General features: G+C 46.7%; 15 protein-coding genes. 7 read left to right on the top strand and 8 right to left on the bottom strand.

Translation table 11 applies throughout. The annotated features are described in order from the left end of the window. Positions 1-117 precede the first annotated feature (117 nt). Complete coding sequence (rlmD, locus tag KNP98_RS10895) at positions 118-1,503, bottom strand: 23S rRNA (uracil(1939)-C(5))-methyltransferase RlmD (RefSeq protein ID WP_088836421.1); 1,386 nt, start codon at positions 1,501-1,503, stop codon at positions 118-120. A gap of 43 nt (positions 1,504-1,546) precedes the next feature. After that, positions 1,547-1,753, bottom strand: coding sequence for an SE1561 family protein (locus KNP98_RS10890; protein WP_029332765.1), 207 nt, complete (start codon positions 1,751-1,753; stop codon positions 1,547-1,549). Positions 1,754-1,840: 87 nt separating this feature from the next. Here KNP98_RS10890 and yfkAB point away from each other — a divergent pair, with 87 nt between their 5' ends. The 3 genes from yfkAB (at position 1,841) to KNP98_RS10875 (ending at position 4,452) form a co-directional block, all read left to right on the top strand. Next, entirely contained in the window at positions 1,841-2,953 is a 1,113-nt protein-coding gene (yfkAB, locus tag KNP98_RS10885) for a radical SAM/CxCxxxxC motif protein YfkAB (protein ID WP_214766626.1), read from the top strand. Positions 2,954-3,039: 86 nt separating this feature from the next. Further along, a complete protein-coding gene (locus KNP98_RS10880) occupies positions 3,040-3,222 on the top strand; it encodes a hypothetical protein (RefSeq protein ID WP_029332759.1) in 183 nt (60 codons plus the stop codon). A gap of 39 nt (positions 3,223-3,261) precedes the next feature. After that, positions 3,262-4,452 (top strand): MFS transporter, encoded by a 1,191-nt coding sequence (locus KNP98_RS10875; protein ID WP_251136129.1) that lies wholly within the window; start codon positions 3,262-3,264, stop codon positions 4,450-4,452. A gap of 123 nt (positions 4,453-4,575) precedes the next feature. On the opposite strand, the gene KNP98_RS10870 is transcribed toward KNP98_RS10875, so the two are convergent. Together KNP98_RS10870 and KNP98_RS10865 are read right to left on the bottom strand one after the other, a co-directional pair. Beyond that, positions 4,576-4,872 (bottom strand): hypothetical protein, encoded by a 297-nt coding sequence (locus tag KNP98_RS10870; RefSeq protein WP_235195201.1) that lies wholly within the window; start codon positions 4,870-4,872, stop codon positions 4,576-4,578. Between the two features lie 153 nt (positions 4,873-5,025). Next, positions 5,026-5,955 (bottom strand): DMT family transporter, encoded by a 930-nt coding sequence (locus KNP98_RS10865; protein ID WP_214769992.1) that lies wholly within the window; start codon positions 5,953-5,955, stop codon positions 5,026-5,028. Positions 5,956-6,142: 187 nt separating this feature from the next. On the opposite strand from KNP98_RS10865, the gene KNP98_RS10860 reads away from it, so the two are divergent. Continuing rightward, positions 6,143-8,092: a heavy metal translocating P-type ATPase gene (locus tag KNP98_RS10860; protein WP_214769994.1), complete on the top strand. Its 1,950-nt coding sequence runs from the start codon at positions 6,143-6,145 to the stop codon at positions 8,090-8,092. Between the two features lie 63 nt (positions 8,093-8,155). Here KNP98_RS10860 and KNP98_RS10855 read toward each other — a convergent pair whose 3' ends face one another. The 4 genes from KNP98_RS10855 to KNP98_RS10840 all read right to left on the bottom strand — a co-directional run bounded on the left by KNP98_RS10855 (position 8,156) and on the right by KNP98_RS10840 (position 11,616). Beyond that, positions 8,156-9,064 carry a YihY/virulence factor BrkB family protein gene (locus KNP98_RS10855; protein WP_088836414.1) on the bottom strand — a complete coding sequence of 303 codons (909 nt, stop codon included), beginning with the start codon at positions 9,062-9,064 and terminating at the stop codon, positions 8,156-8,158. 89 nt (positions 9,065-9,153) lie between these two features. Then, complete coding sequence (locus KNP98_RS10850; protein ID WP_088836413.1) at positions 9,154-9,579, bottom strand: NUDIX hydrolase; 426 nt, start codon at positions 9,577-9,579, stop codon at positions 9,154-9,156. 41 nt (positions 9,580-9,620) lie between these two features. Then, complete coding sequence (locus KNP98_RS10845) at positions 9,621-10,532, bottom strand: guanosine-inosine kinase (RefSeq protein WP_029332752.1); 912 nt, start codon at positions 10,530-10,532, stop codon at positions 9,621-9,623. A gap of 190 nt (positions 10,533-10,722) precedes the next feature. Then, positions 10,723-11,616: a 1,4-dihydroxy-2-naphthoate polyprenyltransferase gene (locus KNP98_RS10840; protein ID WP_088836412.1), complete on the bottom strand. Its 894-nt coding sequence runs from the start codon at positions 11,614-11,616 to the stop codon at positions 10,723-10,725. Positions 11,617-11,776: 160 nt separating this feature from the next. On the opposite strand from KNP98_RS10840, the gene KNP98_RS10835 reads away from it, so the two are divergent. From KNP98_RS10835 to menH, 3 genes are read left to right on the top strand one after another with little or no spacing between them, the layout of a single operon-like run. After that, a complete protein-coding gene (locus tag KNP98_RS10835) occupies positions 11,777-13,156 on the top strand; it encodes an isochorismate synthase (RefSeq protein ID WP_214766632.1) in 1,380 nt (459 codons plus the stop codon). After that, on the top strand, positions 13,146-14,795 hold the full coding sequence (gene menD / locus KNP98_RS10830; RefSeq protein WP_214770001.1) for a 2-succinyl-5-enolpyruvyl-6-hydroxy-3-cyclohexene-1-carboxylic-acid synthase: 1,650 nt from the start codon (positions 13,146-13,148) through the stop codon (positions 14,793-14,795). Before KNP98_RS10835 ends, menD begins: the two co-directional genes overlap by 11 nt. Then, positions 14,792-15,568 carry a 2-succinyl-6-hydroxy-2,4-cyclohexadiene-1-carboxylate synthase gene (menH, locus tag KNP98_RS10825; protein WP_214770003.1) on the top strand — a complete coding sequence of 259 codons (777 nt, stop codon included), beginning with the start codon at positions 14,792-14,794 and terminating at the stop codon, positions 15,566-15,568. The genes menD and menH overlap by 4 nt, the downstream gene beginning before the upstream one ends. Positions 15,569-15,575 lie beyond the last annotated feature (7 nt).

The raw sequence follows: 15,575 nt of genomic DNA, 5'->3' as shown, positions 1-15,575 counted from the left end.
GACTCCGGCACAATACCGAAGCCATCTCATAGCAGCTTAAACAATAAAGGTGCTTTTATTAAATTGTCCAAACTATAGGGCGCAGTTCATACTTCAAGAAGGCGGCGTTCGTACGTATTAGAACTTTTTCTTTTTCTTTTTCTCGAGGACGACGATTGCTTCGACATGTGCCGTTTGCGGGAACATATCGTACGGTTGAATGTAACTCACTTTATAATCAGCCTTCATCAAGTGATCACAATCGCGGGCAAGCGACTGTGGATTACACGAAACGTAGACGATTTTTTTAGCTTTTGACGAAATCATCGCATTCAATAGTTGTGTATCACAACCCGACCGTGGTGGGTCGACGATGAAGACATCCGGGACCCAACCTTCTTTGACCCAACGCGGAATCCAAGCTTCTGCTTTCCCGACGACGTAATGGGCGTGATTGAAACCATATTGCTTCATGTGTGCATTCGCATCTTCAACCGCTTCTTCAATGATTTCCATACCGCGGACTTCTTTTGCTCCTTTTGCAAGCCAAAGACCAATCGATCCTACTCCAGCATACGCATCGACGACACGCTCTTCACCCGTCAGCGCCGCTGCCCGAACGACTTCTTCATACATCCGTTCTGCTTGTTCCGGATTCAATTGGAAGAAGGCACGTGGCGAAAGTTGATACGTGAATTCACCCATCTGCTCTTCAATCTTTTCGACACCACGAAGAACTTCTGTTTCTTCTCCGAAGACACGTGACGTCAGTTTGTCATTGATGTTTAGCGCGACCGAGATGACACCCGGAATATTGTGAATATCACGTGATAGTCCTTCGAGATCTTTAAATCCATCTTTAAACGCGACGAGGACGACTTGAATCTCACCTGTTTTGATTCCTGTCCGGACGACGATGTTACGAATGACACCATCTTGTTTCGCAGAATTGTAGACCGGTACATTGTAATCATTTAATAACTTCGTCACGGCATTGTTGACGCGTAACGTTTCTTTATTTTGTACGATGCAATCATCAATCGCGACAAGACGATTTGAATTCGCTGAATACAAACCACTGACGATTTGATTGCCTTCTTTTCCGACCGCAAATTGCGATTTATTCCGGTATTCCCATTCTTTTGTACCGATTGTTGAACGGATATCTGCCTTTTCGATGTTCAACTTCGTTGATTTCGAGAATGCATTTCGTAACATCTCTTCTTTGTAACGGAGTTGTCCTGCATAGCTCATATGTTGAAGCTGGCATCCGCCGCATTGACTGTAAATCGGGCAGAGTGGTGTGACACGATCCGGCGAACGGTCATCACGTTTGACTAGTTTTGCATTTGCGAAATTGTCGTGGACTTCCGTGATTTCAATCTGTGCTGTTTCTCCGACGAGTAACCCCGGAATGAACACGATTTGTCGTTCGAGTGTCGCAATCCCCTCGCCATTGATTCCCATCCGTAGACACGTGACGGAGCGGATTTCTCCGACATTTAGTTTAATTTTCGTTGCCATTCTCTTCATCCTTTCCATGATACAAATGAAAAAGCGGTTTCGATTAACCGCTTTCTGATCCCTCATGTTCCTTCATATCTTTTGCATAACGAAGTACCTTGGCTTTTAACTGGTCCAAGGAAACTGCGAGTCGTTCTAAATCCTCGATATCTGATGTTTCATCCAGTGAATCGATCGTGTGGCATAGAAGCTGCATTCTTGATTTTAGCACATTCATCTGGCCAAGTTTATCAGTTCTTGCTTTTCCCATTATTCAGACTTCCTTTCTTCTTATAGATTCCGTCGTTATTTTAGCATACGATACGAAGTGGAGCATTTATGAAGGAGGAATATAACTATGTTACAACAATCAACGATCACGATCGAAAATGATCCGTGGGAAGCCTATCGCGATATCGAACAGTATGGTCAGGCCATGCTGACGAACATCGAAGTGACGACAACAAAACTCTGCAACATGCGGTGTGAACATTGTGCCGTCGGCTATATGTTAGCGAGTAGCGAGAACCCAGAAATCCCCGTCGAACTATTAATCAAACGTCTCGATGAAATCAAACATCTCCGGGCCTTTTCGATTACAGGGGGCGAACCGATGCTATCGACGAAATCGGTCAAGGAATATGTTGTCCCTTTACTTAAGTATGCCCACGAACGCGGCGCTAAAACCCAAATTAATTCAAATTTAACACTTCCACTCTCACGGTACGAATTAATCATCCCCTATCTCGACGTTTTACACATATCCCATAACTGGGGAACGGCGGACGATTTCATCGATGGTGGTTTTGCGATGATGGAACGGAAACCGTCACGTGAAGCGCGGACGAAGTTATTCGAACGAATGAAGGAGAATGCACGGATTTTAAATGCCCGTGGCGTCCTTGTCTCCGCCGAAACAATGATTAATAAACGGACACTCCCGCACCTCGAAGCGATTCATCAAGAAATCGTGGATATGGGTTGCGTCCGTCATGAAGTGCACCCGATGTATCCAGCAGATTTCGCTTCAATGATTGAAGCTGCCAGTCTTGATGAGATTCGCGACGGGATCCATCGTTTGCTTGACGTCCGTGACCCGAACGTCTGGATGCTCTTCGGAACACTCCCGTTCTATGCCTGTTCGATGGAGGAAAAAGATTTAGCTCTTCATCGCCGTCTGCGTCAAGAAACGAATGTATCTGTCCGAAACGATCCCGATGGACGCTCACGCCTAAACGTCAATATTTTTGATGGTGAGATCATCGTCACGGACTTTGGTGATGAACTCGCTTCTCTCGGAACGATTCATGATACCTCTTTCAACGACGCCTATGCTGAATGGCAACAAACTGAACTAAACAAAAGTCTATCGTGTCATTGCCCGGCCGTTAAGTGCCTCGGACCGAATGCGCTCGTCAAGAATGCCTACTATCCAGATGTCGACTTCCTCAAGCAATCAAGTCGCTTATAACAGCCGACAGGTTTTACCTGCTTCCAAACGGGGAAAAGATTGTCACAAAGTTGACACACGTTCTTTCGCTGAAGGGAGTTTTCATAATGGAATGGCTCGTCGGGATTGTCACCATCATCGGGATGTTCAGTATGGTACTCGGAATCATGATGATTGGAATTCGTTCTTCCCACAGCATCGAACATGATGAAGTGTTCGATCAGACGGATTGGGACGAACACCTTCTGCATATGCCACGCCCAACACGTTTTGAACAGACTGAAAAATAGGAACACAAGCGCCCCGCTGTACAATCGTGCAGGCGGGGCGTGTTATGCTTAATTCAAAAAATGAAAGGCAGTTGTTTTGTCGTGTCTCGTCGCTTCGCCCTGATTTTATCGATTGTCTTTATCTCCGGCTTTACGCAAGGATTATTGATTCCTTTGTTGTCTATTTTACTCGAGCGTCAAGGAACACCTGCTTACATAAATGGTCTGAGTGCTGCCGTCCTTTATATCGGTGTTATCGTCGCTGCTCCATTGATGGAAAAACCTTTACGACGTCATGGCTATGTCCCCGTCATCTCTTTCGGTCTATCGTTAGTCGCCGTCGCTGTGTTCGCCTTTCCGTTGTTACCAAGCGTCCTCGCCTGGATGGTATTACGCTTCATCGTCGGGTTTGGCGATCAAACGTTACATTACGGTTCGCAAGTCTGGGTGACATCGATTACCCCCAATGAAAAGTTAGGACGGACGATGTCGCTTTACGGCATGGCATTCGGGCTTGGCTTCGCACTCGGTCCCCTTGCCGCTCCACTTGTCGATTTAATTGACTGGCTTCCGTTCGTCTTAACCGGGACATTGACCGTCATCGTCCTCGTCTTGTTACGTCGCTTGCCGAATGAAAAACCAACCGACATCATGCCGGAAGAATTACAAAGTGCAGCCTCCCGCTATCGTCTCGTCCTCGCGAGTGCCTGGTTTACGTTACTGCCTGGCTTCACATACGGATTTTTGGAAGCGACATTGAATGCAAGTTTCCCCGTTTTCGCGACACGGAACGGGTATGCCTTGTCCGAGACGAGTGCCTTAATCACGACGTTCGTCGTCAGTTCGCTCATCATGCAACTCCCGCTCGGACGGCTAGCTGACCACTTTGGAAAACGGCGGACCTTAATCACTGTACTCTGCATCGGGGCAAGCGCGTTTCTCGCGGCTTGTTTCCTTTTTGAAAGTTACGGTGCCTTGTTCGCCATCTTCGCCTTTAGCGGCATGGCACTTGGCTCGACGTATTCGTTAGGGGTCGCTTACATGACCGAACAATTACCGAGTCATTTATTACCGACCGGCAACCTCCTAGCTGGTATCTCCTTTAGTCTCGGGTCGATTCTTGGACCGATTGCAGGCAGTGTCTTTGTCTTACTTCCTCCTGCTTTTTACTTTAGTTTATTTGTCGGCGTCCTCTTTACACTTGCTTATTTATTATTTCGCTCGACAGCGAAGCCGACACAAATTAAATGAGACCCGTTTTTTAATGTAGAAGAAAGAAGGGAGTGCCGCTCGATGCGACACTCCCTTCTTTCTTTACCGTTTCGTTTTTGTTCAGTCCATCGTAGTTCGTTGACTCCTATACACGAGACGGTATCACTTGACGATTCCAACTTGCCGAAAACGTTGCCAGAGCTTTTCATCGATTGCGTATGGTTGATTTTTCGCTTGCTTCAACTCTTCCGTCTCCAATAATACGATGACCTCTCGACCATTGATCGACCAAACTGAATCGTACCCCTTTTCCGCCTCAATAATTTCCACATCGACCTCGCCATGGGTTTCCTTGAGTTGCTGGCTGACGCACGTTACGACGAACCGAGCGAACTCATCCCGGGGACGGCGATTTGCCATGATCTTTCGAACGATCTCATTACGTTCCACTTTTCTCATCTCCTCTCGTTTTCTAGTCATACTAGCCTTTTTGGCAAGGCCGAATCGGTGTTTTATGACCGTACAGAAAAAGCCGAACAAGTCGGCTTCAGCAACGAACGATTAAGAATGAAACTTTAATTGAGACTATTCTCACACGATTCAGATTCTTCGTCAACCACGCTTTTGAAACCAGACTGGAAGATACGTCGAGACAAGAATCCCTGATACAACAAAAACCAATCCAAGGAGCGCTTGAGGCGGAATCGTCTCGCCGAGAATCAGGGCCGACAGACTGACACCGTAAATCGGAACGAAAAACATGAATAATGAAACACGACTAACAGGATTGTACTTCATTAATAAATTCCAAAGTGTAAACCCTGTCGCCGACAAAAAAGCGAGATAGAACAACATCCAGGCCGTCGTTTGTGTGAAGTGGAACGGGAACCATTGACCATTCAGCACCGCACCTGCGATGAACAGGCCGATCGAACCAATCACCATTGCCCAGCCCGTCATCGGCGCGACCGGATAAACAGCCGAATACTCTTTCGCAATCAAGTTAGCAAATGCCCCTGAGATCATTGCACAAATCAACAAAATCTCACCGACACCGAACGTGACACCCGCCGCCCCTTGTGGCCAGTTTGCTAAAATGACACCCGTGAACCCTAAGAACAACGCTAGTCCTTTAAAACGATTCAAGCGGTCGTCTTCATAACGAAAGTGTGCAAGTAACATCTGAAAGAACGATGTTGAACCGGCAATGATTGAGCCTTGGACACCTGTCGATAATGACAACCCGATGTAGAAGAAGACATATTGTAAAAAGGTCAAAAAGAATCCAAGACGACTATAGGCATACGCTCTCTTTTTCAAAGTAATCGGCTGTTTAAAAATCAGGACGCTGACGATGAGCAATAAAACTCCTGCCAGAAAAAAGCGATAGCTCGCAAACAATAACTGCTCTCCATATTCTGAAGATGTGATTGCTAAAAGTTCATAACTCTTTTTAATGAACGGAAAGGCGCTCCCCCATAAAAGTGTCGTAAACAATGCAAAAACAACCATCCCGACCGGATGGGTTAAGATTTTTTTCATTTTTTTCAGTTTCCTTCCCTGTTTCTTTTCACTGAGGCATGGTATAGTAACTTTACAGATAATAATAATTATAATCTAGCGACAATGAAACTCATTATCATTGACTTAAAAACGTTGGTAATAAACATTCTCATTGTTTTAATATAATGATTTCATTTCTCATTTATAATTTGGAAGGAGCTTTTTTATGACTACCTCTACTACTACCGATACTCATCAGCGTTCCGCAATTCGTCATGCTATCGAGGAGCATCACGAATTGATTTTAGCACTCTTTAGCGGAATATTAATTTTAATTGCTTACGCTTTCGAAAAACTACAAATTCCGGCAACTGTCTACGTCACACTTTACTTATCCGCCTATGTGATCGGAGGCTATGCGAAAGCTAAAGAAGGATTGACAGAAACGTATCAAGAAAGAACATTGAATGTTGAATTGTTGATGATTTTAGCAGCAATCGGTGCAGCAGCCATCGGCTACTGGATGGAAGGTGCGATCCTAATTTTCATCTTCGCGTTATCCGGTGCGCTTGAAACGTATACGATGAACAAAAACGAACGTGCTCTTCAAAGCCTGATGTCACTACAACCAGAAGAAGCAACACGATTGAACGCAGACGGAAAACTTGAAGTCATCGGAATTGAACATCTCTCGGTTGGTGATATCGTCTATGTCCGTCCCGGTGAACGAATTCCCGTAGACGGGACGATCATTCGTGGTCAAGCCGCGATTGAGGAAGCTTCGATTACGGGTGAATCCATTCCTGTCGAAAAACGGACCGGTGACACGGTTTACAACTCAACCGTCAATATGAACGGCGTCTTGACGATTGAGATGACGAAAGCCGCTGATGAATCGTTGTTCCAAAAAATCATCCATATGGTTCAAAATGCGCAAAGTGAACAATCACCTTCTGCTCAGTTCATTGAGCGGTTTGAAAGTCGTTATGTCAAGGTCGTCCTTGTCGTCGTCACATTGATGATGGTTCTCCCACATTATCTTGTCGGTTGGAGCTTTGAAACAAGCATCTATCGTGCCATGATTTTACTCGTTGTTGCGTCACCTTGCGCCCTCGTTGCCTCAATCACACCAGCTGCCCTATCAGCCATTGCAGCTTCTGCCCGGAATGGTGTCCTGTTTAAAGGGGGCGCCCATATTGAGACGTTAGGTCAAGTCAACACGATCGTCTTTGATAAGACAGGTACACTCACGACCGGTAAACCGATTGTGACCGAAAGTCATTATGCAGAGGATGCTAATCAGTTCTTGCTCAAACAAGCCGTCGCCTCGATCGAAGCGCAATCAAATCACCCGCTCGCTCAAGCGATTGTCGATCATCTTCAAATCGAGACGCAAGAACCGTCTGCTTTTAAAGACGTGACAGGATACGGCATTGAAGCGACGGTTTCCGGCGTGACGTATCGGATCGGGAAATATGGTTTCCATGAAGGCTTAAATGACCCGTTTCGCTCGATGGAACAAACATTAAAAGAAAAAGGAAATACAATGGTCTACGTCAGTAACGGCGAATCCATCGTTGCACTCTATGCACTCCGTGATACGATTCGTCCTGAAGCAAAAGCAGCCATCACTTCTCTCAACTCGCTCGGCATCACGACAATCATGCTGACAGGCGACAACCCTGTCACGGCAGCTGCAATTGCAGAAGAAGCCGGTCTTACATCGTTCGTCGCAGAATGTCTACCTGAAGATAAAGTAAACTACATCAAACAATACCAAGCAGATGGACAAACTGTCGCTATGGTTGGTGACGGAATCAATGATGCTCCTGCTCTTGCCCTTGCTCATGTCGGAATCGCGATGGGCGAAGGAACAGATGCTGCACTAGAGACTGCTGATGTCGTCTTGATGAAAAATGACTTAGGTCGTCTTGCTTACGCTGTCAATAAGGCACGGAAAATGAACCGTGTCGTCAAACAAAACATCACGCTCGCAATCGGCGTCATCTTAATCTTGATTGCCTCGAATCTCTCTCAATTCCTCATCATGCCGTTCGCTGTCGTCGGGCATGAAGGATCGACGATTCTCGTCATCCTCAACGGCTTACGTCTTTTACAAAAAGACGCTCCCACACCTGTAGAGATGACTGCCAGCTTAAAAAAAGTCGCAGCTTAATTCAGTGATTCACTAAAAAAGACTCTAAAAACCGAGCAACCGGTTTTTAGAGTCTTTTTTTTATCACCCGAACGTATTCGTCGGAATCGAGTCGAGATCCGCTTGTTCTTTCAGACGTTTTTCTTCCATTTTTTTCGGATCAGCCTTCTTCATGAAACGTTCCCATGAAGCATTTAATTCTGAACCCAGTAAAATAATCAATCCTGTGAAGTAGAGCCATAAGAGAACGATGACGACACTCCCGAGTGAACCGTACGTCTGGTTGTAATTCGAGAAGTTCGATACGTAAAATCCGAATCCAACGGACAGCAATTGCCAAACGATGACACCGAACACGGCACCTGGAATCGCCTCTTTCATCGTAATCGGACGCTTTGGTGCAACACGATAAAAGATGGATAAGATGACAATCAGTAATACTGTCGAGATTGTATACCGAAGGACCGTCAAGAGAACTTTTTGCCCCATATCAATCGGTAAAACGAAATCTGCTAAGTAACTAATGATCGGACCACCGAGGACGTTTAAGATGATTAGCAATAACATCCCAATCCCGAGAACGACCGTCAAGATTAAGGCGATTCCACGCGAAGCAACAAAGCTCCGTGGAGAAAAATCTCCATAGGCGTGATTGGCAGTTGTAATCAAACGATCGACACCTTTAGATGCTGACCAAATCGCTAAAATCGCACCAATCGAGAGCAGACCACCTTGAGGTTCTTTGATTGCTTGGAAGATGACATCCGTGAATGTATTCACTGATCCACCCGGTGCTAAATCGCGAAGTTGCGATTCAAGTGTTTGCTGGTCAATATCGAAAAATGATAATACTGAAATAACAAAAATGATACCTGGGAAAATCGATAAAAACCAATAATAGGCGAGCGTTCCAGCGTAGTCTGTAATGTTATGATCAGACATCCGCTGCTTTAAATTAAGTGCTAACCCTTTTGGGTCACGTGTATGCGCCATCCTCATCATCTCTCCTTAATTAAAAAGAGGCAGTCTAGGACTACCTCATCATCTTCCTATTTATTTCCCTGTTTAGTTCAACTAAAACCTCAAATATCTTCTAGTCGAATATCATAAAATCGTTCTGTCATCTCTGACAATTCCTTGACGAGAGAAGTCGGACGAACCGGTAACTGTTTTAGTTCGCTACGTTTGACCCAAAGCGGGGTATACCCAGATGATGTATCTTCGAACTCTTCTCCAGTCCCTGTACCAAATACTCCACCCGTGATTTTCGCCCAGTAATATGGATTGTCTAAATCGTTAAAACGAACGATTGCTGCTACCCCTTCGAGTTCGACATCGACACCTAATTCCTCATGAGCTTCCCGAATCGCCGTTTGTTCGAGCGTCGCCCCCTCTTCGAGACCACCTCCGGGGAAAACGTAATACGTCACGTCTTGTTTATCCCGGCGAATCAAGGCAACCTCATCTGCTTCATTCAAAATGATGACGGCACTTCGTTGTATTGGCATGGCTATCCTCCCCACATTTACATTAGACATAGTCCGGTTACTTATCGAATCGTCTCTAACATCTCAGGAACTAAGCCGTTTTCTGTAGAAGCGATGACTTCGGCCGCGACTTTCATTCCGAGCGTTAAGGCGTCTTCTGCTTTTTTTGCGTCTGTTAACTCCGACAAAACAGCTGAGAAGAATGAGTCTCCCGCTCCAGTCGAATCGACGACCTTCACTTTTTTTGTTCCGATGTGACCAGATGTCGCACTGCGGCGATCAACATAGACTGCACCAAGCTCGCTCATCGTCACGACTGTGAACGGTGCCCCTTTTTTCGCCAGTTCATTTGCCACATGAAGCGCATCCTGAACCGTCACGATTGATAAATCAGATAAGATTTCTGCTTCTTCGCGGCTGCAGATAAATCCTGTGAATCCTTGCAAAAGGTGACGATTCCGTTCGATGACACTGAGGTGTCCGCACACTCCGAACAACGGCAACTCCATTTTTCGGCAGAGATGAATCAACCGTTCTAAAACGGTCACGGATAAATCTAAATCGATCGCGACTGCATCGACTCCATCTAGGGCGTAGACGGACTGGCGAAGAATCGCTTCTTCTAATAATTTTGCGTCAGGTTGCTTTGAAATCGATGTCTGGAGGTCACCCTCGTTATCCATGACGGCTAACCACATACCCATTCCGTTGTCGTCAAGCATTTCGACGTGATCCACATTTGCACCGTATGATTTTAGTTCTTCCAACACGCCGACACCGATTTGGTCGTTCGTAACCGTCGAGATAAAGCGAACATCATTCCCGAGAACGGCTAAGTTCTGCGCTACATTCCGTCCTGTACCACCATTTGAAAACGTGATGTCTCCAACGTTTTTCGCATCCTTATGCAATGGAGCGAACGAAGTTCCTTTTATGTCGACGAATACTTTTCCGATTACCGCGATTTTATTCATTCCAGTTCCACCTCTAAAAAAAATTCATGATTCCCGAGTATCCACTCGAATATTTCAGGCACATTGCTTCAATTATAGTAAAATTTTAAATCTGTGACAACCAATCCTACTCTTACGAGTAACTCGTGCATGGCAAAAAAATACCCTGCTGCCCGTATTCACGGCAGTAGGATATTTTAAAGGTATTATTTTAGAAGTTAGCGAACGTCAAGCTAATCGCAAGCAACAATCCGAAAATTGTATTTACTTTTCCCGTCTGCGCCATTCCCGGCATCAATTCTTGTGGTTCAAGGTCGTCCCAAAACAGCTTCACGGCCTTGATCATCAATGGAATACTCAGTAAGGCAAGTAACGCGAACCAGGAAACGTTAAACGCAACGACGGCAACGATTAACGAAATGACGGCAGCAACAAAAAAGGCGATCAGGACGTAGACTGCCGCCCGGTGACCGACGAGGCAAGCAATCGTTTTTCTTCCGTTCACTTTATCGTTGTCGAGATCACGAATATTATTCGCTAGCAAGATCGATCCAATCAAAATCGCGACTGGCACTGAAATCGCGACCGCTTCCGTCGGGACATAGCCAATCTGGAGATAAGCCGAAATGGCGATGATGACGTACCCCATGAAGAATCCGGCGACGATTTCCCCGAACGGCGTGTATGCAATCGGGAGCGGTCCCCCGGTATAGATGTAACCGACGAACATCGAAACAAGTCCGACTAAGAGCAGCCACCATGTTGTCTCAAGACAGAGATAAATCCCAAGCAGTGCAGCAATGCCATAGAGTGATAAGGCGAAGGCAAGAATCGTCCCCGGCTTGAATCCGTCCCGGACGATTGAACCACCGATGCCGACCGACTCTTCATTGTCGAGTCCCCGCTTGTAGTCATAGTATTCATTAAATAAGTTCGTTGCGATTTGAATCAACACCGATGCGATCAACATCGCAAAAAATAGATCGAGTCGTAATGACTCGATACGTGGTGCGACGATAGCCGTCCCCACGACGACCGGTACAAAACTCGCTGTTAATGTATGTGGCCGTGTCATTCGCCAATATACGGCGATTGATTTATTCATATAATAAACCCCTTTCCCGTCTAAGTGTATCGGGTTTCGTTTTTTGCTGTCAATGCTCAATGAAAGATAGCTTATTCCTTCTTTTTTTTCAACAAAAAGTTTACACTTAGATTAAGTGAAACGTATCACAGTATCTACAGACTAGGGGGCAATGAGCGGTATGGCTTACGCTCAACAAGAGCTTAAACAACGTATTGAACAGGCCGTTGGTCATGCGAACGCATACCAGCGCTCTATAATCGCTTCTTATTCATGGGAAATCGAAGCGCAAGACGTCAATTCATTGACGTACGGAACAAAAGAACGCTATTACTTTACGACACCCGACCGATCGATGCGTGCCATCGGTTTCGGTATTGCGAAACAGTTAAAAGCGTCAGGACACGACCGATTTTTACGAATTCAATCCAAATGGTCGAATCTCAACCGCGATCATGTGGGTGATGATTTATTTGCGTTTTGCGGTTTTTCGTTCAGCGAACTCAAAAACCCCGATTATCGCTGGTCTTCCTTTGGAGAAGCCTCGATGACAGTTCCAAAGTTTTTATTCTTAGAACGGGATGGACGGACGACCGTTACACTATTCGCGATCGTCGACCCTCAGTCAAACGCTGAAAAAACACTCAATCAACTCGCTTCCGATTACGCCGAGTTACACCAACCAAAAACAAGTCGTTTCGTGACTCGGATCCGAATGACTCGCGACGGGAATGAGGCTTTTGAAGCGTCTTTCCATCAAGCGACACAACTTTTAAAAACATCGTTAAAGAAAATCGTGTTGGCCCGTGAGGTCGTGTACGAAATGGATCAGGCCGTCGACCTTGCCGGACTCGTCCGCGAACTCGAGCAGTCTCAACCGGGAAGTTATGTTTTCTTCTTCCAGCCGACCGTCGACGAGGCGTTCCTCGGAGCTACACCAGAACGACTCGTCTTAAAAGAAGGAAACCAAATTAAAACAGCTGCCGTCGCTGGTTCTGCGCCACGTCACGAAGTCGAACCAACAGATGATGCACTCGGTCTCGAGTTGCTCGAAGATAAAAAAAATCGTGTCGAACACTCAATCGTCGTTGACTCCATCACGAGTACGTTACACGATTTATCGACTCGAATCGAGAAACCGGATCAGCCGATGTTGCTTAAGAACCGCCACATCCAGCACCTGTATACACCGATTACTGCTACGTTGTCACCGGATGTGACGTTGCTGCAGATTATCGAAAAATTACACCCGACGCCTGCTTTAGGTGGCGAACCTAAACTAGAAGCAGTTCAAGCCATCCGTGAGATTGAAACATTCGAACGCGGTTGGTACGGTTCTCCTGTCGGGTGGATGGACGGTCAAGAAAACGGTGAATTCATTGTTGCCATCCGGTCAGGTCTTTTCACTGAACGGTCGGCAATTCTCTATGCCGGTTGCGGACTCGTCGACGGGTCACAACTAACGAGCGAACTAGAAGAGACGGAAACGAAACTTTCACCGATGCTTCAAGCTCTTTCACATCTGTGCACGTTAGAAAAGGATGATGTTTATGTTGACTAAGTGGATGCACACATTAATCGATACGCTCGTCGCTAGCGGGGTACGGGATTTCGTAATCAGTCCCGGCTCTCGCTCCACACCACTCGCGATTGCTGCATTTCTTCACCCGTCTAGCCGTACCCACGTCCTCGTTGACGAACGGTCGGCTAGTTTTTTTGCTTTAGGATTAACACGGACGGAAGAACAGACACGTCCCGTCGCTTTGATTTGTACGAGCGGGACAGCTGCGACGAATTATTTTTCCGCCATCACGGAAGCAAACATTTTTGAACTCCCGTTGATTGTTTTGACCGCTGACCGACCACACGAATTGCGTGGGGTTGGAGCACCACAAGTCATCGATCAAGTCGGTCTTTACGGAAAACAAGTCCGTCATGCATTCGATTTACCTTTACCCGAGGAACAAAGTCTATCGTATGTCGCTCATGTTGCAACGCGGTCCGTCCTGTTGGCGATGACCGAACCGGCCGGACCGGTCCATATCAATGTCCCGCTACGCGAACCGTTGATTCCGGAGCTTGATCCATTGCGGACTGGGCGAACTGTCGGAACACTCCCCCGTTTTGCCGAGCAAATGACGACTGACGAGCTCCTAGCTCTTCTATCTACAAAGCGTCTTTTGATTGTCATCGGACCACAACTTTCGACGGTCGATACAAAAATTATTTTGGATTACGCGAAACACTCGCGAATCCCCGTATTAGCGGATCCCCTGAGTCAAGGACGTCAGTACAAAACAGACACCGTTTTTGCCTTCTATGATACGTGGCTAAAAAATGAGACAGTCAAAACAGTAGCTAAACCCGACCACATCTTACGGTTCGGAGCAATGCCGACATCAAAACCTTACTTACTTTGGTCACATGATATTCCGACGACGGTCGTCGGTCATGCGGCAAATTGGCGTGCTCCGCAACTGCATACGAATCTGTTAGCCGGGCATCCGAGTCAGCTCCTGAGGATGCCCGTGACTGAGCATGATCCTGCTTATCTCAAGACGATCCAAAGAGCTGAAGAAACAGTCGGCACTGTCTTTACGACGCTCGATCAAGACGACCTGACGGAGTATAACGTCGTTCGTGCCTTAAACACCTTGTCGTCAGGCAGCTTATTCGTCTCAAACAGCATGCCGATTCGCGACATCGATACGTTTTTGCCTGCAGGTACACCGCTTCGCCTTCTCGCCAACCGGGGTGCGAATGGAATCGATGGGATTTTATCGAGCGCAGTCGGTGCGACATACGATGCACAGGAACGCTACTTGCTCGTCGGTGACCTCGCCTTTATTCATGACGTCAATGGCTTGATGATGGCACGGACTCGTCCGATTACCATCTTGCTCATCAACAACACCGGGGGCGGAATTTTCAACTTCCTCCCACAACAGCAACAGCTTGAATCCGAGGTCTTCGAACCGTTATTCGGAACAGCCCAGCATCTCGATTTCAGTCATATCGCAGCCGGTTATGGGGTCAAACATCAAGTCGTCACGTCGATTTCCGAACTGAAAACACGGTTAACCGAACCGACGACCGTCACACGAATTCTCGAGATTCGAACAGATCGTGCGACGAACGTCCTGAAGCACCGTACGATTTGGGAACAGACGAATCATGCGCTCACGGAGTGCTTTCAATGAAGTTACGTGACCATGACTACCATCTCGAAATCGAGGGGCAAGGTCCTCCATTGTTGTTACTGCATGGGTTTACCGGCAGCAGCGGGACATGGACGATGCTCAGTGCACGACTTCAGGAAACCTACACCGTCTATCGGATTGACTTGCTTGGTCATGGAAAGACGCCGCCTGCTGCATATCAGCGGATGCGTTTGACGGAACAAGCCAAAGACTTACAAGCGTTACTTGCGACAAGAAATGAACGATGGACCGTGTTAGGCTACTCGATGGGTGGACGGATTGCCTTGATGCTTGCAGCCTGTTCAACGCAAGTCCAAAAGACGATCGCTGTCAGTACGACACCTGGCCTAAAGACAGCACACGAGCGCCGTGCCCGGCGTGCAACAGATCGGCTTTTGCAACAGATGTTGCTTGAAGACGGACTCGAAGCATTCGTCCGGCACTGGGAAGCGTTACCGCTATTCGCAAGCCAGCAGCAATTACCGTCATTTGCGCAGCAACAGATTCGGTCGGAGCGTTTGTCCCAATCAGCAGAGGGGCTAGCCGCTTCACTCGCCGCGCAAGGAACAGGGAACATGCCGTCTTTATGGACCTGTCTTCAAGACGTATCCATTGAATGGATTGTCGGGGAACATGATGAAAAATTTAAAAAAATTGCGCACCAAGCGGCGGATCCAAAAAAAATCCACCAGATTTCGCATGCAACGCATGCCCCACATATCGACCAACCGGAAAAGTTTGTTACAATAGTAGAGAAACTACTCTTAACTTAAGCAAATG

The sequence above is a fragment of the Exiguobacterium sp. s127 genome (assembly GCF_018618695.1).
Taxonomy (GTDB): domain Bacteria; phylum Bacillota; class Bacilli; order Exiguobacteriales; family Exiguobacteriaceae; genus Exiguobacterium_A; species Exiguobacterium_A oxidotolerans.
The sequence above is the reverse complement of the archived record's forward strand: the minus strand, read 5'-3'. Positions and strand labels throughout refer to the sequence as shown.